At 48.3% G+C, this 18,451-nt stretch carries 18 protein-coding genes; 16 read left to right on the top strand and 2 right to left on the bottom strand.

The window, feature by feature from the left end; translation table 11 throughout:
• On the top strand, nt 1–522 hold a 522-nt coding region (locus tag L3J94_08715; protein ID MCF6218821.1), incomplete at its 5' end, for a malate:quinone oxidoreductase.
• Between the two features lie 2 nt (nt 523–524).
• Here the strand turns inward: L3J94_08715 and L3J94_08720 are convergent.
• Both L3J94_08720 and L3J94_08725 read right to left on the bottom strand, forming a co-directional pair.
• Nucleotides 525–791 carry a response regulator gene (locus tag L3J94_08720; GenBank protein MCF6218822.1) on the bottom strand — a complete coding sequence of 89 codons (267 nt, stop codon included), beginning with the start codon at nt 789–791 and terminating at the stop codon, nt 525–527.
• A 187-nt stretch (nt 792–978) separates the two neighbouring features.
• Nucleotides 979–1,842, bottom strand: coding sequence for a LysR family transcriptional regulator (locus L3J94_08725; GenBank protein MCF6218823.1), 864 nt, complete (start codon nt 1,840–1,842; stop codon nt 979–981).
• 309 nt (nt 1,843–2,151) lie between these two features.
• Between L3J94_08725 and leuC the strand changes: the two genes are divergently transcribed.
• From leuC to L3J94_08800, 15 genes are all read left to right on the top strand, one after another.
• A complete protein-coding gene (leuC, locus tag L3J94_08730; protein ID MCF6218824.1) occupies nt 2,152–3,588 on the top strand; it encodes a 3-isopropylmalate dehydratase large subunit in 1,437 nt (478 codons plus the stop codon).
• Nucleotides 3,588–4,226 (top strand): 3-isopropylmalate dehydratase small subunit, encoded by a 639-nt coding sequence (leuD, locus tag L3J94_08735; GenBank protein MCF6218825.1) that lies wholly within the window; start codon nt 3,588–3,590, stop codon nt 4,224–4,226. Before leuC ends, leuD begins: the two co-directional genes overlap by 1 nt.
• Nucleotides 4,227–4,240: 14 nt before the next feature.
• Entirely contained in the window at nt 4,241–5,314 is a 1,074-nt protein-coding gene (gene leuB, locus L3J94_08740; GenBank protein MCF6218826.1) for a 3-isopropylmalate dehydrogenase, read from the top strand.
• 20 nt (nt 5,315–5,334) lie between these two features.
• Nucleotides 5,335–6,441 (top strand): aspartate-semialdehyde dehydrogenase, encoded by a 1,107-nt coding sequence (gene asd, locus L3J94_08745; protein ID MCF6218827.1) that lies wholly within the window; start codon nt 5,335–5,337, stop codon nt 6,439–6,441.
• 24 nt (nt 6,442–6,465) lie between these two features.
• Nucleotides 6,466–7,500 (top strand): aspartate-semialdehyde dehydrogenase, encoded by a 1,035-nt coding sequence (locus L3J94_08750; protein MCF6218828.1) that lies wholly within the window; start codon nt 6,466–6,468, stop codon nt 7,498–7,500.
• 271 nt (nt 7,501–7,771) lie between these two features.
• On the top strand, nt 7,772–10,564 hold the full coding sequence (locus L3J94_08755; GenBank protein MCF6218829.1) for a hypothetical protein: 2,793 nt from the start codon (nt 7,772–7,774) through the stop codon (nt 10,562–10,564).
• A gap of 241 nt (nt 10,565–10,805) precedes the next feature.
• A complete protein-coding gene (locus L3J94_08760) occupies nt 10,806–11,474 on the top strand; it encodes a hypothetical protein (GenBank protein MCF6218830.1) in 669 nt (222 codons plus the stop codon).
• Entirely contained in the window at nt 11,471–12,250 is a 780-nt protein-coding gene (gene truA, locus L3J94_08765; protein ID MCF6218831.1) for a tRNA pseudouridine(38-40) synthase TruA, read from the top strand. Before L3J94_08760 ends, truA begins: the two co-directional genes overlap by 4 nt.
• 14 nt (nt 12,251–12,264) lie before the next feature.
• Nucleotides 12,265–12,882 carry a phosphoribosylanthranilate isomerase gene (locus L3J94_08770; GenBank protein MCF6218832.1) on the top strand — a complete coding sequence of 206 codons (618 nt, stop codon included), beginning with the start codon at nt 12,265–12,267 and terminating at the stop codon, nt 12,880–12,882.
• Nucleotides 12,875–14,098, top strand: a complete 1,224-nt coding sequence (gene trpB, locus L3J94_08775; GenBank protein ID MCF6218833.1) for a tryptophan synthase subunit beta — start codon at nt 12,875–12,877, stop codon at nt 14,096–14,098. Before L3J94_08770 ends, trpB begins: the two co-directional genes overlap by 8 nt.
• A gap of 12 nt (nt 14,099–14,110) precedes the next feature.
• Complete coding sequence (gene trpA, locus L3J94_08780; GenBank protein ID MCF6218834.1) at nt 14,111–14,917, top strand: tryptophan synthase subunit alpha; 807 nt, start codon at nt 14,111–14,113, stop codon at nt 14,915–14,917.
• Between the two features lie 29 nt (nt 14,918–14,946).
• A complete protein-coding gene (gene accD, locus L3J94_08785) occupies nt 14,947–15,810 on the top strand; it encodes an acetyl-CoA carboxylase, carboxyltransferase subunit beta (GenBank protein MCF6218835.1) in 864 nt (287 codons plus the stop codon).
• A gap of 23 nt (nt 15,811–15,833) precedes the next feature.
• The gene (gene folC, locus L3J94_08790; protein ID MCF6218836.1) at nt 15,834–17,126 is read left to right on the top strand and encodes a bifunctional tetrahydrofolate synthase/dihydrofolate synthase; all 1,293 of its coding nucleotides are present in this window, start codon (nt 15,834–15,836) and stop codon (nt 17,124–17,126) included.
• Nucleotides 17,116–17,736: an SPOR domain-containing protein gene (locus L3J94_08795; protein MCF6218837.1), complete on the top strand. Its 621-nt coding sequence runs from the start codon at nt 17,116–17,118 to the stop codon at nt 17,734–17,736. Before folC ends, L3J94_08795 begins: the two co-directional genes overlap by 11 nt.
• Nucleotides 17,737–17,893: 157 nt before the next feature.
• The gene (locus tag L3J94_08800; GenBank protein ID MCF6218838.1) at nt 17,894–18,385 is read left to right on the top strand and encodes a CvpA family protein; all 492 of its coding nucleotides are present in this window, start codon (nt 17,894–17,896) and stop codon (nt 18,383–18,385) included.
• Nucleotides 18,386–18,451: the final 66 nt, after the last annotated feature.

Raw genomic sequence — 18,451 nt, forward strand, 5'->3', positions numbered from 1 at the left:
GCTGCTATACATGGACATCCTGACGTTCTGGTAACGGGTAAAACACGCTTTGAACCAACTGCGATAGCGTTGCCAGTACTAGAACGATATAACTGGAAAACATTACCGGAATTTTTATATATTTTTAAACTGGATTTCAATGTAATAAAAACACTTTGGGGTTTACTCCGTGTTTCAGAAATTCGAAATTACTTGTTTAAAAATATGTGTTTTGAATTGCCCATAATTCGTCGCCATTTATTTCTAAGTGATGCGCGTAAAATTGTTCCTAATATGAAACTTAAAGATTTAACTTTTGCGAAAAAAACAGGTGGTATTCGTCCGGTAATGATTGATAAGAAAAGCCACAGTTTGCATTTAGGTGAAGCGAAACTCAGTCCAGGAAATGGTTTGATTTTTAATATGACACCATCACCCGGGGCAACAAGTTGCTTAGGTAATGCAGAAAAAGATTTGGATATTATTGTTGAATATCTTAATGCTAATGTAGATAAGGATCGTTTAAATAATGATTTGAAATAATTTTAAATCAAGCGGCCAATATCATCAATAAATTCTTTTGCCTTGATAGGTTTACGTAATATTTCATCTGCGCCAAGTTGTGTAGATATTTCCAGAAACTCTTCCATACGCCCATGTACATTTCCCGTCATAGCGATAATAGGAATTTCTTTGTTATGAGAACGTAATTCTCGAATAAAACTAATTCCCTCCATCTCCGGCATGATGATGTCGGTAAGCACCAAATACTGGCGTATTTTCACGAAATTCTTTGAGGCCAGCTTTCCCATTTGAAGCCTCGGTAATTTTGAAATTATTGATTTTCAAAACTTCCTTAACAAACTCACGCATCAAATCGTCATTGTCAACAATCAGAATGTGTTTAGGTCAATCTGAAGCCATGCTTTTTGTACCTTAATAGAAATTAGTAATAATTGTAGTCTAAATAACACCTAATTGTTAAGGGTTATCATGTATTTAACTTTTAAGTATTTTAGACATGGCTTTTGCTGCATTAGATAAGGTATGACCTGAATGCCAAACAATACCTAATTTACGTTCAAGTCTTATGCCTTCAATATTGAGTGTCTTCAGTTCTTCGTTGATCATACTGCGAGGAAGGACACTCCAACCGAGTCCAACACTGACCATCATTTTAATGGTCTCTAAATAATTCGTGGATAAACCAACTTTCAACTCTAACTTATGTTTGCGCATGGTGCGCTCAAAAATTTGCCGGGTATAGGTGCCACGCGTAGGCAAAATAGCGGAATAATGTGCCAATTGTTTTGGCGTCACTTTTTTCACCTGGGTTAATGGATGAGAAGGATTGACCACAATGTCCAGAGGATCCGGCCAGACTTCATAAGTCTGTAATACTTTTGCCGGTTGCAGCGGCAGGGTGACGATGCCCAGTTCAAGATCGCCATGTTCAATGGCGTGACAGGCTTCTTCCGAATCCATGAAATGTAAATCCAGCTCTACTTCGGGATAGGCACTGGTAAAAGCACGTAATACCGGCGGTAAACGATGCAAGCCAATATGGTGACTGGTGCTAATACTGAGTTTACCGGCAATGTTCCCTGAGAGATTTTGAATAGCGCGTTTGCTGTCATCGACCTGATGCAGGATATTACGGGCGCGAGGTAAAAGAGCAGTTCCCGCCTCAGTTAAGGTGACTTTCCGCCCAATACGATCAAATAGCTGAACATCAAGCTCTGTCTCTAATGTTGAAATTCGTTTGCTAATGGCTGGTTGCGTCAGATAAAGGTGCTCGGAGGCTTCAGAAAAAGAGCCTGTATCTGCCACAGCAATAAATGCATGAAGATTGGGTATATCCATTTTAAAGCCTTTTATCTATAACTTTTAGGAATAGTTTATATGAAAATAATGAATTTGTGTAATAGTTTAAATAGGTCTATATTTGCCGCATCTGAAAAGGTGCTGTCTTTAAGCGTAATGCTGTTCAGCTAAGGTGTTATTTGTTTTTTGTAGGTTCGAATTTATTCGAATGCCGGTGTAAATATTAACCTCTAATGTTAATTTTTACCTCGGCATACGAATAAATTCGTACCTACATCCTTTACTGAACTGTATTGCACCTATAAGTGGCACGCTTATTTAAGAAATTGAGTAATTAAGGAAAGAACAATGGCAGGCAAGACCTTATACGAGAAAATTTGGGATCAACATGTGGTACGTGACAATGGTGACGGTACCGCACTCTTATATATTGATCGTCAATTAGTGCATGAGGTGACATCACCGCAAGCATTTGAAGGCTTACGTTTGGCTGGCCGTAAATTGTGGCGTGTGGATGCAAATTTAGCGACACCAGATCACAATGTTCCGACGACGGATCGTAGTAAAGGCATAGCAGGCATTGAAGATCCTATTTCGCGCTTACAAGTTGAAACCTTAGACCAGAATTGTACAGAATTCGGTGTGACTGAATTTAAAATGGATGATATCCGTCAAGGTATTGTGCATGTGATTGGGCCTGAACAGGGCGCAACGTTGCCGGGAATGACCGTGGTGTGTGGTGACTCCCACACCTCTACTCACGGCGCTTTTGGTGCCTTGGCTCATGGTATCGGTACCTCTGAAGTTGAACATGTGCTGGCAACCCAGTGTTTGGTCCAAAAACGATCAAAAAGCTTGTTGATCTCTGTTGATGGAGTAGTCAACAAAGGGGTAACCGCCAAGGATATTGTGTTGACGATTATTGGCGAAATAGGCACCGCAGGTGGTACCGGTTATGCGATAGAGTTTGCCGGTGAGGCGATCATGGCGCTCTCCATGGAGGGGCGTATGACGGTTTGTAACATGGCAATTGAGGCCGGTGCCCGCGCCGGTATCATTGCGGTGGATGAAACGACAATTAACTATGTGAAAGGTCGCCCCTATGCGCCACAAGGTGATCATTGGCAGATGGCGGTCGCAGCGTGGTCTGACCTGCAGAGTGATGCGGGTGCCGAGTTTGATAAAGTGGTTCATTTGGATGCCACCACGATAAAACCACAGGTCACCTGGGGAACCTCTCCGGAGATGGTGATTGCGATTGACGCTTTGGTGCCTGACCCGGCAGATGAGCTGGATGTCGTTAAACGGGAGGGTATGGAAGCGGCATTGACGTATATGGGCTTGCAGGCCAACAGCCCGATTAGCCGGGTGATGATTGACCGCGCCTTTATTGGTTCATGCACCAACTCGCGCATCGAAGATCTACGAGCAGCGGCCACAGTAGCAAAGGGTCGCAAAGTGGCCAAGAGTGTTAAGCAAGCGCTGGTAGTGCCGGGTTCTGGGTTGGTGAAACAGCAGGCTGAAGCAGAAGGGTTGGATCAGATTTTTATCAAAGCAGGCTTTGAGTGGCGCGAACCGGGCTGTTCAATGTGCCTGGCCATGAATGCAGACCGCTTGGGTGCGGGAGAGCGTTGTGCTTCTACCTCCAACCGCAATTTTGAAGGTCGACAGGGCCAGGGAGGGCGCACTCACCTAGTTAGCCCGGAGATGGCAGCGGCAGCGGCCATTGCGGGTCACTTTATTGATGTGGCTGATCTTGGTTCATTACCGACAGGGGCTGAATGATGAAAGCATTTACAACATTAACCGGTACCGCTATTCCACTGGACCGGGCGAATGTGGATACCGATGCCATTATTCCCAAACAGTTTTTAAAGTCAATTGAGCGCAGTGGCTTTGGCCCTAACTTGTTTGATGAATGGCGCTATCTGGATCATGGTGAGCCAGGCATGGATAACCAAAATCGCCCTGTAAACAGTGACTTCGTATTGAACAAGGCGCGCTACCAGGGAGCATCAGTACTCTTGGCGCGGAAAAACTTTGGCTGTGGCTCCAGTCGTGAACACGCTCCCTGGGCTTTGGAAGATTTTGGTATTCGCTGTATTATTGCGCCAAGCTTTGCCGATATTTTTTTCAATAACTGTTTTAAGAATGGCATTTTACCCATTGAGCAGGGCGAAAGTGTGGTGGATGCGCTCTTTAAGGCGTGTGAAGCGACAGAGGGTTATCAATTGACGATTGATCTTGTCGCACAGGTAATCACTACCCCCACGGGTGAGTCATTCGGTTTTGAGGTGGACGCCTTTCGCAAGCATTGCTTGCTGAATGGTTTGGATGATATTGGAATGACGCTGCAACACATTGTAGATATTAAGAATTATGAAGAAAAACGCAAGGTCGAAGCACCTTGGTTATTTGTTTAAGAGGGTGAAATAATATGTCTAAGTTAATCGCTGTGTTACCGGGTGACGGTATTGGCCCTGAGATTACGGCTGAAGCGGTTAAAGTGCTTGAGGCACTGAAAACCAAACATGGCCTGGCTATTGAGATGGAAACGGCCACTGTCGGCGGAGCAGGGTATGACCAGCATGGCCATCCGCTACCACCGGAAACATTGGATCTGGCCAGAAAAGCGGATGCGATTTTATTGGGTGCCGTGGGTGGTTATAAGTGGGAGTCACTGGATATTTCGGTTCGTCCCGAAAAGGGGCTACTGGGTCTGCGTGCTGAGCTGAAACTGTTTTCAAACTTGCGTCCAGCGATTCTCTACCCTCAGTTGGCCGATGCCTCAACCTTGAAGCCAGAAGTGGTTTCAGGTCTGGACTTGATGATTGTGCGTGAATTGACTGGCGGTATCTACTTTGGTCAACCCCGTGGTATTCGCCTGTTGGATAATGGCGAGCGCCAAGGTTACAACACCTTAGTCTATGCCGAATCAGAAATCGAGCGCATTGCACGCTCTGCGTTTGATATCGCCATGAAGCGAGACAAGCGTCTCTGCTCAGTGGATAAAGCGAATGTACTGGAGTGCACGGAGCTATGGCGTGAAGTGGTTAACCGTGTTGCCAAAGAGTATCCGCAAGTGGAAGTGAGCCACATGTATGTCGATAATGCGGCCATGCAGCTAGTGCGCGCACCCAAGCAGTTTGATGTTATGGTGACCACAAATATGTTTGGTGATATTTTGTCAGATTGTGCGGCGATGCTGACAGGCTCTATTGGCATGTTACCTTCTGCGTCGCTGGATGCAAAGGGTAAGGGTATGTATGAGCCGATTCATGGCTCTGCGCCCGATATTGCGGGGCAAAACATTGCCAACCCGCTGGCAACCATACTCTCTGCGGCGATGATGCTGCGTTACTCTCTGGGTAAAGAGGGGCTGGCGGATAAAGTAGAAGCGGCGGTTAATCAAGCACTGGATGCGGGTTATCGTACCAGCGACATCTACACCGATGGCATGAAGCGAGTCTCCACCTCAGAGATGGGTGATGCGATTGTGGCTAATCTATAAAGCGTAAACAGGAAGAGATTATGAAAAGGGTAGGTATCGTCGGTTGGCGTGGCATGGTGGGCTCGGTCTTAATGCAGCGTATGCAGGAGGAGCGAGATTTTGACCATATTGAACCCGTCCTATTCTCCACCTCTCAGGTGGGTATCGCCGCCCCCGATATTGGCCACGCGTTACCCGCACTGAAAAATGCCAACAGCATTGATGAGCTGAAAGTGATGGATATCATCATCACCTGCCAAGGGGGCGGCTATACGGAAACCGTCTATCCCGCACTGCGCAAAGCAGGCTGGAAGGGCTACTGGATTGATGCCGCATCTACCTTGCGTCTGGATGATGAAGCGGTGATTATTCTTGATCCGGTGAATCTGGATGTCATTAAACAGGCTTTGCTTGAGGGTAAAAAAACCTTTGTGGGTGGCAACTGTACGGTCAGTTTAATGCTGATGGCGCTGGGTGGCCTGTTTGAAAATGAGTTGATTGAGTGGACTTCACCGATGACGTACCAAGCTGCTTCGGGTGCCGGCGCTAAAAACATGCGTGAGCTGATAAAGCAGATGGGTGCTGTTCATCATGAAGTGGCCGAGTTGGTTGATAACCCAGCGGCAGGTATTTTAGAGATTGATAAAAAACTCTCAGAATTTCTGCGCAGCGATCAATATCCCAAAGATCAGTGGGGTGTACCGTTGGGTGGCTCATTAATCCCATGGCTGGATAGCCCAATGGCGAGTGGCCAAACTCGGGAAGAGTGGAAGGCGCAGGTTGAAACCAATAAAATTCTGGGTCGCTCTGATCGTCAAATTCCTATTGATGGCCTCTGTGTGCGGGTGGGTGCGATGCGTTGCCATAGTCAGGCGATGACCATTAAATTGAATAAAAATGTACCGCTGGATGAGATTTCGTCAATGCTGGCCGAGGGCAACGACTGGGTGAGCGTGGTGCCGAATGATCGGACGCTGACGATGGAGCAACTGACACCCGCTGCGGTTACAGGTCGGTTGGACGTTCCTGTTGGGCGGTTGCGAAAATTAAATATGGGCGATGATTATTTGTCGGCTTTTACCGTGGGTGACCAGCTTTTATGGGGCGCGGCAGAGCCGTTGCGCCGCATGTTACGCATCCTCTTATAAATGAATTCTGGTTTGGAGTAATGCTTGAAGAAGGCAAACAGTTATAGTGTGGCAGTGGTGGGTGCAACAACGGGTGCAGGCGGTGTGGTGGTTGAACTGCTCGCTGAGAGAGGTTTTCCAGTCGATGAGATCCATCTGCTGGATAGTGATGATCTTGCCGGTGGCCGCGTTGAGTTCAAAGGCCACTACAAAAGTATTCGGGATATTGCTGATTTTGATTTTTCCGTTGTGCAAATTGCGCTGTTTGTGGGGAGCGAGACGGTTGCGGCCGAGTTTGTACCAAAGGCGAGTAAGGTTGGCTGTGTGGTAATTGACAGCAGCAGCCAGTTTAGAATGGATAGTGATGTGCCACTCGTGGTGCCGGAGGTAAATCCGCAGGCTATTGCCAATTATAAGCAACGTAATATTATTGCCAGCCCGGGTAGTGCCGCTATACAAATGTTGGTCGCTTTAAAGCCGATTTATGATGCAGTTGGCATTGAACGAATTAATGTTTCGACCTACCAGGCCGTTTCAGAAAGGGGGCAGGCGGGTACTGACGAACTGGCCTCCCAAACTACCAGCCTATTAAATATGCAGGCGCTGGAAAATAATCAGTTTGCCAAGCAGATTGCTTTCAATGTTATTCCACAGGTTGGCACTATTTTAGACAATGGTTACACTATTGAAGAGCTTAGGCTGATTGGTGAAAGCCAAAAGGTGCTTGATGACAAGTCGATCGTAATTAGTCCCACGGCTGTTTGGGTTCCGGTGTTTTTTAGTCATTCAGAGTCGCTGCACATCGAGACAAAAAGCAAAATATCAGCACCCGCTGCCCGTGAGTTACTCTCGCAGTGTGACGGAATTGAAGTGATCGGTGAGTGTGCAGCTAATGATTACCCAACACCGGTGAGTAGTGGTGTTGGCACCGATTTAGTGCATATTGGGCGCATTCGCGAAGATATAGGCTCTGAGAATGGTTTGAATCTTTGGGTTGTTAGCGATAATGTACGCAAAGGTATTGCACTTAATTGTGTGCAAATAGCGGAAAACCTAATAAAAAATCATCTTTGCGAATAAAGTAATAGTAGTGAGTGTCGACGTACTGAATTAAGTATTTTTCAATTGATTTCGTACAGTAACAACATAATATCGGGAGATTTTTGCATAAAAAATAGTTTTTGCCACAGCATTTAATAACGATTATAAAAAATTGCAACTTGCAGGTGTAAATAAGAGTTTCGAGCGTGTTTTTTAGTGCTGGCAGGGTGAAAAGTATGACGTGTACAAAGGTCTCATTGGGGTGGTAACAACCCCGGCTATGGATACATCTAAAAGCAGGAACAAGAGAATGGTGAAGCGCAAACTGGCCTCCGTAACGGCTTCGTTGGCATTGTTGATACCTACCGGTGTGCTGGCATTGGGTCTGGGTAATATCTCAATGAATTCGGCTCTGGATCAACACCTTGAAGCTGAGATAATAATTCGCTCTGCGACGGCGGAAGACCTTGAAGGACTCAAGGTCAACCTCGCATCTGATGCCATGTTTATTCGCTATGGAATTGATCGCCCAGAGTTTCTTGAGGAGTTGCAATTCAAGGTGGTTCAGGGCGGAGATGGTGAGAGCTATATTCAGGTCTCATCACCCAAACCGATCCGCGAACCCTTTCTTAATTTTCTGGTAGAGGCAAAATGGCCAAACGGCCACGCCCTTCGCCAGTTCACTGTTCTTGTCGACCCACCCACTATGATGGAGGCAGTACCGCTCCAAGTTACCCCCGCACGCGTTGCGACACCGCGCCATGAGGCTGCACCCACAACAAACCAGCTTACAAAAGCCGCAGCCCCGCACTCCCTGCTACACACAGACCGCAGTAGTGGTTCAATTGAGTACGGCCCCAGTCGTGCGAATGATACGCTATGGGGTATTGCTACGGCGATGCGTGGTGATCGTGATGTCACCATTCACCAGGTGATGTTGGCTATTCTGCGTGATAATCCGGACGCATTTTACCGTGGCAACGTCAATAACTTGAAAATGGGGTATGTGCTGCGGATCAATGATCCGGCAACAATGACCTCACTGAGTAAAGCGGCAGCGGAACGCGAAGTTTCACGCCAATATCGGGAGTGGAAGAACGGTGGAACAGCAGGTACTTCTACTGCTGCTGGTGCAACACCTATAGAGGAGTCAGCTCAATCAGGTTCGACTTCGGTTGCTGACTCGAGTGGTAGCCGCCCAGCGGCACCCGCACAATTGAAATTGACCAGTGCTGGGGTGGATGACCAAGCCCAGGCGCAAGCCGGGGTAACATCAGACGCACTCGACAGTGTTAATGAGCAGCTGGCTATAGCTAATGAGCAGTTACTGGCCAACCATCAAGAGACAACTGAGCTGACGGATCGCCTTGCTAAGCTGGAAGGACAGCTTGACTCACTCCAGCGCCTGGTTCAGCTGAAAGATAGCGAGCTGGCCGCTATCCAGCAGAGTGCAAAAGTGCAGCCACAAGTGGTGACACAATCTGAACCTGAAGCGACAGGGCTGTTTGATAGCCCCTTAGCACTGGCTCTGATCGCGTTGGTCATCGGTCTGATTGCGGCATTAGGATTTTTACTCTATCAACGCCGTAAGCAGGATGAATATCAAGAGAGCATTCTCAGCCAGCCGACCAATATACCCATGGGTGAAGTGCCCGCTGCTAGTGCAGCAACAGCGACTCCAGCGGCGGCTACGACTTCTACAGATGTCGCTAATGACAGTACCGAAAGCTCACTATTGACTGACTTCTCATCCACCTCGATGGAGGGGTTGCAGAGTGATATTGGTGAGATAGACCCTATATCAGAAGCGGATGTTTACTTGGCTTACGGTCGTTATACCCAGGCTGAAGAGATTATTAAAGGCGCTTTGCAAAGTGACCCTGAGCGCGAAGAGTACCATACTAAACTGCTGGAAATTTACCATGCAGGTGGGGAGAAAGATAAGTTCCTGGAGGCTGCACAGAGCTATCATGGCTTGCTTGGTGGTAACTTGCTGGGAGATGGCTGGGTTAAGGTTTGTGCCATGGGACGTGAGCTGCAACCGGATAGCGCCCTTTTTGCAGGCGAAGGTGATACCGCTGATCATCACGTTCCGGAGTCAAACCAGGTATTGAACGAGGTGGAAAGCCCTGATATTGAATCATCAGAGGTACTCTCTTCACAGGACAACAGCTCCGATATTGAAGTATCGACTGACGAGATGCCGCGGGATGAGATGGATGAGTTTAACTTTAATGAATTGGATGACAAACTGGAGCAGTTTGAAGAGAAGTCGCTGGATGACTCCTTTACCAAGTTAGATAGCCGAGTTACTGATACCGAGAAGAGCGATGAGACGACCGATGATAATGCGCTAGAGTTTGAATCGGGTAGCCTGGAGGCTCTAAGTGCTAAAAATTCGCTTGATGAAGCAAAAGATCAACAACTGAATGAAGATATTGCATCCAACTCACTGGAGTTCGGTTCCGATAGCTTTGCAGAGAAAACAGCGGAGTCAGATGCGGTTAATGATGTTGAGTTGTCTGAAGAGTTCAAGGCAGATGAGCCATTGGATGAGGCTTCGAAGCAATCCAATGAAGAGACCGTAGCAGAAGAAAAGAAAACTAATGTTGATGATTTTGATGTGCTGGATGTGGATGATAGTGAGCATAAACCATCCGAGCCAGCGACTGATTTAGAGTCAGACCTGTTTGATGCGGCTGACTCACTAACAGAAGAAAAGAAAACTGATGTTGATGATTTTGATGTGCTGGATGTGGGTGATGGTGAGCATCAACCATCCGAGCCAGCGGCTGATTTAGAGTCAGACCTGTTTGATGCAGCTGATTCATTGGATGAGAGTGTCGCTGCCGAATCTTCTAAAGATGACCTGGACAAGGTTGACTTGGGTTCAATGGCTGATCTGATGGACGATAGTGGTAGTGACTTTGACGATGACAACCCTTTTGCAGATCTCGATGAGGTGGGTACCAAGCTTGATTTAGCCCGCGCCTATGTCGATATGGGTGACAATGAGGGTGCGCAGAGCATTATTGACGAGGTTATGCAGGAAGGCACCGATGAGCAAAAAGAAGAGGCACAAGCACTGCTTAAACAGCTTTGATCACCTTTTCGCTGCAACGGCCCGCTGGACTAATGTTCAGCGGGCCGTGCTGTTTTTTGTAGCGTGAGATCTCTGCACAAATAGATGCACTGATAAAAAGGCTCCACCTCAGCTGTTTTCGTTGGTAAGTTTGTGAGTAGCACACTATTTCCCTCATTTACCGCTGCATCAACCAGCCAAGCTTTATCTCTTTTTTATCCAGCCCCCACGTGTGCAGAGGACTCAGAGCGGAAATAAACAGATGCACCCGGTAATTAAAATCCTTCTCTTGTTACTTGCCGCGCTGATGACAGTCTGGGGCGGATGGTCGCAGTGGCTGTTTGCACTGTTATTGACGGTAATTGGTTTTGTTGTTGTCAGAGATGCTGAGATCATATTGGCGTTAAAAATGGCAGCACGGTTACGCTGGTTGCTGCTCTCAATCGCCATTGTTTACCTCTGGTTTACACCAGGCACCCCCATCTTTCCGACATTTTTAGCCTGGTCTCCCAGTTATGAGGGGGTGATGATGGGCCTCCATCGTGTAGCCATTTTACTGTTGTTGGTTCTCGCGGTGAGCTTGTTGTTACAATCAACGCCACTAACATTGATGATTGCCGCGCTCTTGTGGTTATTACACCCCTTTGCACGGTTGGGTTTACCACACGAACGCTTTGCTGTGCGGTTGGCACTTACCTTGGAAGCGGTGGGCGACCTGCCCGCAATCATGGCGACACCTCCTCTTGTTACGAAAGGGTTGCGCCAGCGAATGCATGTTGCGGTTGTTCGAATGGTTGATTTATTTGATCAGGTCACGCAACATGCGCACTCACTGCCGTGTCGACCGATTGAGGTGCCTATCTTGAAGGCACCGGACTGGTTGCAGTGGCTAATGTTATGTCTACTGTCTGGAGTTTTTCTTGTTTTATGAGATATGCGGCTCGAATTGAGTATGATGGGCGTGAATTTTGCGGTTGGCAGCGGCAAAAGCACTCCCCTAGTGTGCAGGAAAATGTAGAAAGGGCACTCTCCAGCGTTGCTAACCACCCAATAGAGATTGCTTGTGCGGGGCGGACCGATGCCGGAGTGCATGGTGTCGGCCAGATTGTCCATTTTGACAGTGATGCAGAACGCACTATTCGATCCTGGGTGATGGGTGGGAATGCTAATTTACCCAAATCGATCTCTATTGTCTGGCTGCAGCCGGTAAGTGATGGATTTCATGCGCGCTTCTCTGCCTTGAGTCGGCATTATCGTTACGTTATTTGTAATCGGGATGTGCGCCCTAGTTTTTTGGCTTGGCGCACGACCTGGGAGTATCGCCCGCTTGATGTGGCGCTGATGCAGCAGGCGGCCCAGCAGCTGGTGGGTGAGCATGACTTCTCCTCATATCGAGCGATGGCATGCCAGGCAAAAAGCCCTATACGAACGGTACACAAGGTCGAGGTATCGCGGCAGAATGAGATGGTTTTTATCGATGTAGAAGCCAATGCTTTTTTACATCATATGGTGCGCAACATCGCCGGTGTATTGATGACTATCGGCTGCGGCGAGCAGCCACCCCGCTGGGCAGATGAAGTGTTAGCACATAAAGATCGCCGTATGGGAGGTGTGACCGCACACCCTTCCGGCCTCTACTTTATGGGTGTAAAGTACCCGGATGAATTTGAAATACCCACAGTGAAAAATAGCTCGCTGGTTTGGTAGCTCGGTAGGAAAATATGACAACTCGCGTTAAAATATGCGGCATTACTCGCATTGAAGATGCCCTGACAGCGGCAGCGTTAGGTGCCGATGCCATTGGCTTGGTGTTTTATGCCCCTAGCCCCCGTGCAGTCGGTATTCAGCAAGCGGCAAATATCGTCGCAGCACTGCCACCCTTTGTCAGCAGTGTGGGGTTATTTGTTGATGCGGATAAAGCTTTTGTAGAGGATGTTATACAAAGGCTATCAATCGATCTATTGCAGTTTCATGGTGAAGAGTCTGCCGAATATTGCGAGCAGTTTGACAAGCCTTACATGAAAGCCGTTCGGATGCGTGAGGGGCTCTCCCTTGAGTCATGGGTGTTGCACTATGAAAACGCCAAAGCACTGTTGCTGGATAGTTATCAACCCGGCATACCCGGCGGTACCGGAACCACCTTTGACTGGGGACGTATTCCCGATAAAATGCAAAAACCAATTGTTTTGGCAGGCGGTCTGAATGCCGCTAATGTTGCGGGTGCTATTGAGCAAGCCTCTCCCTATGCCGTCGATGTGAGTGGCGGGGTTGAGGTGAGTAAAGGAATCAAAGACGCTGCAAAAATTGCAGCCTTTATCAACGAGGTAAAACGTGTCTGATTGTGTAAAGAGCTGGGCTGAGTTGCCTGATCTACCGGATAGCAAAGGCCACTTTGGTGTGTATGGTGGCCTGTTTGTCGCTGAAACCTTAATGGCGGCACTGGATGAGTTGCGTATTGCGTATGAAAAGTACCAACACGACCCTGAATTCGCTAAAGAGCTGGATAAGGATTTTCAGGACTATGTCGGTCGTCCCTCGCCGCTCTACCACGCAGAACGGTGGTCTCAGCAGCTGGGCGGTGCGCAGATCTATCTTAAGCGTGAAGACCTCAATCACACCGGAGCCCACAAGATAAATAATACGGTTGGCCAGGCACTACTGGCCAAGCGTATGGGGAAAACCCGTATTATTGCCGAGACAGGAGCCGGGCAACATGGCGTGGCGACTGCGACGGTGGCCGCTCGTCTGGGGCTTGAGTGCGTGGTCTATATGGGTGCTGTTGATGTAGCGCGCCAGGCACAGAATGTCTACCGCATGAAGCTGCTGGGCGCAACGGTCATTCCCGTTGAGTCAGGCACGAAAACATTGAAAGATGCTTTAAATGAGGCGATGCGTGATTGGGTGACCCACATTGACGATACCTTCTACATCATTGGTACCGTGGCAGGGCCTCACCCTTACCCCGCCATGGTGCGCGATTTTCAGTCTATTATTGGCCGTGAAGCGCGTGAGCAGTGTATTGAAAAAACCGGTCGCCTACCGGATGCGCTGGTTGCTTGTGTTGGGGGTGGTTCCAACGCAATGGGGCTGTTTTACCCCTTTATGCGAGATGATAGTGTCGAAATGTATGGGGTTGAGGCGGCAGGTGATGGCTTGGAAACCGGTCGTCACGCCGCACCACTTTGTGCGGGGGTGCCGGGGGTGTTGCACGGTAACCGCACTTACCTGATGGAAGATGAAAATGGTCAGATATCCCACACGCATTCGATCTCTGCCGGTCTGGATTATCCGGGAGTTGGCCCTGAACACGCTTGGTTGAAGGATGTTGGGCGAGCCAACTATGTAGCGATCAGTGATGATGAGGCGATGGCGGCATTTTATGCCTTGACCCAAATTGAAGGTATCTTGCCCGCACTGGAGTCCAGTCATGCACTGGCTTATGCCATGAAACTGGCAAAAACCATGTCAAAAGATCAAAACATTATCGTCAACCTCTCCGGGCGCGGCGATAAAGATATCCACACTGTCGCAACCCGCGACGGCATCGAATTTTAAAGGAGTTCAGCTATGAGTCGTATTGCTGCAACCTTTGAGCGATTAAAAAACAGTAACCGCAAGGCGTTGATACCCTATATCACTGCAGGCGATTACACGCCTGAACTCACCGTACCACTCATGCATGCAATGGTTGAGTCGGGGGCGAATATTATTGAGCTAGGCGTGCCTTTCTCTGACCCCATGGCGGATGGCCCGGTGATTCAAAAGGCAGCTGAACGGGCACTAGAACATAACGTTTCACTGCGTGATGTGTTTGAAATGGTTAAAGCGTTCCGTAAGCAGGATAAGACAACCCCGGTGATATTAATGGGTTATCTCAACCCGATCGAGGCGATGGGTTATGCAGCGTTTGCCTCGGCGGCGGCAACGGCGGGTGTGGATGGTGTACTAACGGTCGATATGCCACCTGAAGAGGGTGGTGAGTGCATATCGTTACTCAAGGCGCAGGGTGTTGATCCCATCTTCCTGATTGCCCCGACCACCACCACTACACGTATTGCCTCGCTGGTTTCAAATGCCAGTGGCTTTGTCTATTATGTCTCTTTGAAGGGCGTGACAGGTGCCGGGCACCTGGATGTCGCAGGGGCGGCTGAAAAGCTTAAGAGCATCCGGCAGATGACTGATTTACCGCTGGGTGTTGGATTTGGTATTAGAGATGCTGAAACAGCCGTTGCCATTGGCAAAGAGGCGGATGCGATTATTGTCGGCAGTGCTATTGTGAAGAAAATTGAAGAGGGTGCCGGTAATCCGGCATTGATCACTGCCAATATCGTGGCGATGCTCTCCAGTATTCGCGGTGCACTTGATACGTTATAGTGTCGCTCTAACTAAACAGGATAAATACCATGAGTTGGTTGAAGAATCTTATACCTTCTAAAATTCGTACTGAATCAGGTGGTAAAAAAGGCATTCCGGAAGGGGTTTGGGTTAAATGTGGTGAGTGTGATGATGTGCTCTACCGCCCGGAGCTGGAGCGCAGCCTGAATGTCTGCCCCAAGTGTGACCATCACATGCGCTTGACCGGTCGTAAGCGTCTTGAGGTTTTTTTAGATGAAGCGGGGCGTGAAGAGATCGCCGCTGATATGTCTCCTGTGGATGTTTTGAAGTTTAAAGACAGTAAAAAATACAAGGATCGCATTAGTCAGTATCAAAAATCATCGGGTGAAAAGGATGCGATGATTGTCATGCAGGGCACCCTGAAAGGGCTTCCCGTTGTATCCGCTGCTTTTGACTTCTCCTTTATGGGGGGGTCAATGGGTTCGGTGGTCGGTGAAAAATTTACCCGTGCTGCCAACATTGCGCTGGAAAAAAATATTCCTTTTGTCTGCTTTTCTGCATCAGGGGGAGCGCGAATGCAAGAGGCACTCTTCTCCTTAATGCAAATGGCGAAAACATCAGCGGTATTGGCGAAAATGCGTGAACAAGGCACCCCTTTTGTTTCAGTAATGACCGACCCGACCATGGGCGGTGTATCGGCCAGTTTTGCCATGCTGGGCGATCTAAATGTTGCTGAACCAAAAGCACTTATCGGCTTTGCTGGGCCACGCGTTATTGAGCAGACCGTGCGCCAGACACTACCGGAAGGTTTTCAACGCAGTGAATTCTTGTTGGAGCACGGAGGGCTGGATATGATCATTCATCGCCACCAGCTGCGTGATCGCCTTGCCAACGCCCTCTCGCTACTGACGAACTACTCAGAGCCTTCTTAACGTGTGCGCAGAACCTCTTTACCATGCGATTTGAAACACTTCCACAATGGCTGGCATGGCAAGAGCAACTCCATCCCAACGAGATTGAGTTGGGTCTTGAGCGCGTTAGCCAAGTCTATCAACGGCTTTGTGGTGACCACCCAATACATCGGGTTATTACCGTGGGTGGAACCAACGGTAAAGGGTCATCTGTTGCCATGCTTGATGCCATTTTACGGGCCGCGGGTTATCTTGTTGGCAACTACACCTCACCCCACCTGCTGAAATACAACGAACGCATAAAACTCCATGGCCATGAAGTTGATGATCAAACACTCTGTGATGCTTTCGAACGGGTTGATCAGGCGCGGGGGGAAATCTCCCTGAGCTATTTTGAGTTTGGCACATTGGCGGCATTGGATATCTTCAGTCGTACAGTGCTGGATGTGGTCATTCTTGAAGTGGGGCTGGGTGGTCGCCTTGATGCGGTTAATATTATCGATGCGGATATCGCCTTGATTACCAATATCGGTATTGACCATGAGGAGTGGCTGGGTTCAGACCTTGAAAGCATCGGCTTTGAGAAAGCGGGTATTATGCGAGCGGCCCGACCCGTGGTATTTTCAAGTGCCAACCCGCCCAATTCGCTGCGAGCACATGCCAATAAAATAGGCGCGCAGCTCTACACCCTTGGACAGAGCTACCAATATGAAACGACCGACTCAGGTTGGCGCTGGCAATCACCCCATCGCAAGCGAGAGAGCTTACCTATGCCTGCCATGCGGGGTGAGTTCCAGCTGAAAAATGCCGCTGGCGTATTGATGGTGCTGGAGTCTCTTAATCAACAACTGCCAGTTGCCCAAGCTGCGCTGCGTGTAGGTCTGCTTGATGCTCAGGTCGCGGGGCACTTTCAGGTTATTTTGACACCACTACGCCATATTCTTGATGTGGCACATAATCCCCATGCCGTTGAACAGCTCAAAATAAATCTACAAAACATTGAATGCCTAGGTAAAACCCACGCAGTGTTTGCGATGATGGGTGACAAGGCGATTGATGAGGTTATTCAGATTATTCACCCATTAATTGATGAGTGGTATATTGGTAATTTGGCGCTGCCTCGTGCCGCAACAACTGCGCAGCTCCTCCCACTAATGGAAGAGCAGGGTGTTCAACGCATTCATCAGTTTGTAACGCTCGAGCAAGCTTATCAACACGCGTTAAAGGATGCAGGGCCCGCTGACCAGATTGTCGTGTTTGGTTCATTTTTTACCCTTGCCGTGGTTTTGAACAAGATGAAGGCTAACAAAAGGATAACAAGCAGCAATGGAAAGTAATCGTACCAAGCAGCGTATCGTTGGCGCTGTTATTATGCTCTCGATTGCAGTGATTGTACTGCCGATGATTCTTAGCGAAAGCGGCGAGAAAAAAATTACCGGCAGTAATATCCCTGAAAAACCGGATTACCTGATAAAGACTGAAATTATACCGCTGGAAATTAAAGCGCTGCCAAACCCGGATGATACGGTGCAGCGCCGGGTTATTCAGGAGGCTCATAATAGCGAGCAGGTGGCAGCAGAAGAGCCGACCACAGCCGCAACACTTGAAGATATCATTATGCCATCGGATATCAAGCCGGTAGCCGAGCCACAACCCGTCACTCCACCCCTTCCTGAGCCACAAATAGCTCATCAAGCTGAGAGACCAGCGGCCGTTTCCGGCTGGGTTGTGCAGGTGGGTAGTTTTTCTAGTCAATCTAACGCGCTGGCACTGCGAGATAAATTGCGTGGTCATGGTTTCAGCGCCTTTGTTGAGCGCGCTGAGGGGCCAGAGACTGTTTATCGGGTAAGGGTCGGGCCAGAGATAAAAAAAGAACAAGCGCACGTGGTTAAAGAGAGGCTTCAAGAGAAGTTGGCACTGGATGGTTTAGTAATCCGCCATCGTTGATGTATGCGTTACAGATGAGTGGTAGAATGCTTCGATTAGCGTGACTATTCAGCGTGTTTATATTTTTCCTCAAATTGAGGTGTTTTTGCATTCAAAGAGGGAACATATAGGGTATATGTGACCGATTAACTAGGGTTAATTTTTTAGACTGGGCCTTATGATTTGGATTGATATTGCAATATTGGTAGTGCTGGGGATCTCTGTCACTATCAGCCTTGTTCGTGGCTTCGTTCGTGAGTCACTCTCACTGGCGGGCCTGGTTGCGGCGGTTGCCGCCAGTTTTTATCTGTCACAGCCTGCTTCACAGCTGCTGGAAGGTATTGTCGAAACCCCATCATTGCGCCTGATGATTGCGGTTGTGGTGTTATTTGTTGTGACGCTGTTTGCGGTGGCGATACTCAACTTCTTTGTTGTTAAGTTAGTTAAAGTCACCGGCTTGAGTGGTACTGACCGTATGATCGGGGTGATTTTTGGTACGCTGCGCGGTATTTTAGTGGTGACTGTGCTGGTGGTGCTGGCCAGTATGACAACACTGCCCGAAGATCCCTGGTGGCAACAGTCTGTTTTTCTAACCTATTTTGAGCAACTGGCGTTTATATCCAAAGATTATCTGCCCAGTGATATTGCACAATATATCCACTATAACTAGCCCAGATAGTTCATGAACTATCCACGCTAACTGTTTTTTATGTTTCAAGCTCTGTAATTGAGGTCT

This window comes from Gammaproteobacteria bacterium, assembly GCA_021647245.1.
Classification (GTDB): Bacteria; Pseudomonadota; Gammaproteobacteria; order RBG-16-57-12; family RBG-16-57-12; genus JAFLJP01.

Bases quoted from the DNA above. Each gene is read 5' to 3' on its own strand.
- L3J94_08720 (MCF6218822.1), bottom strand. From the start codon at position 791: ATGGGAAAGCTGGCCTCAAAGAATTTCGTGAAAATACGCCAGTATTTG.
- L3J94_08725 (MCF6218823.1), bottom strand. From the start codon at position 1,842: ATGGATATACCCAATCTTCATGCATTTATTGCTGTGGCAGATACAGGC.
- leuC (MCF6218824.1), top strand. From the start codon at position 2,152: ATGGCAGGCAAGACCTTATACGAGAAAATTTGGGATCAACATGTGGTA.
- leuD (MCF6218825.1), top strand. From the start codon at position 3,588: ATGAAAGCATTTACAACATTAACCGGTACCGCTATTCCACTGGACCGG.
- leuB (MCF6218826.1), top strand. From the start codon at position 4,241: ATGTCTAAGTTAATCGCTGTGTTACCGGGTGACGGTATTGGCCCTGAG.
- asd (MCF6218827.1), top strand. From the start codon at position 5,335: ATGAAAAGGGTAGGTATCGTCGGTTGGCGTGGCATGGTGGGCTCGGTC.
- L3J94_08755 (MCF6218829.1), top strand. From the start codon at position 7,772: ATGGTGAAGCGCAAACTGGCCTCCGTAACGGCTTCGTTGGCATTGTTG.
- L3J94_08760 (MCF6218830.1), top strand. From the start codon at position 10,806: ATGCACCCGGTAATTAAAATCCTTCTCTTGTTACTTGCCGCGCTGATG.
- truA (MCF6218831.1), top strand. From the start codon at position 11,471: ATGAGATATGCGGCTCGAATTGAGTATGATGGGCGTGAATTTTGCGGT.
- L3J94_08770 (MCF6218832.1), top strand. From the start codon at position 12,265: ATGACAACTCGCGTTAAAATATGCGGCATTACTCGCATTGAAGATGCC.
- trpA (MCF6218834.1), top strand. From the start codon at position 14,111: ATGAGTCGTATTGCTGCAACCTTTGAGCGATTAAAAAACAGTAACCGC.
- accD (MCF6218835.1), top strand. From the start codon at position 14,947: ATGAGTTGGTTGAAGAATCTTATACCTTCTAAAATTCGTACTGAATCA.
- folC (MCF6218836.1), top strand. From the start codon at position 15,834: ATGCGATTTGAAACACTTCCACAATGGCTGGCATGGCAAGAGCAACTC.
- L3J94_08795 (MCF6218837.1), top strand. From the start codon at position 17,116: ATGGAAAGTAATCGTACCAAGCAGCGTATCGTTGGCGCTGTTATTATG.
- L3J94_08800 (MCF6218838.1), top strand. From the start codon at position 17,894: ATGATTTGGATTGATATTGCAATATTGGTAGTGCTGGGGATCTCTGTC.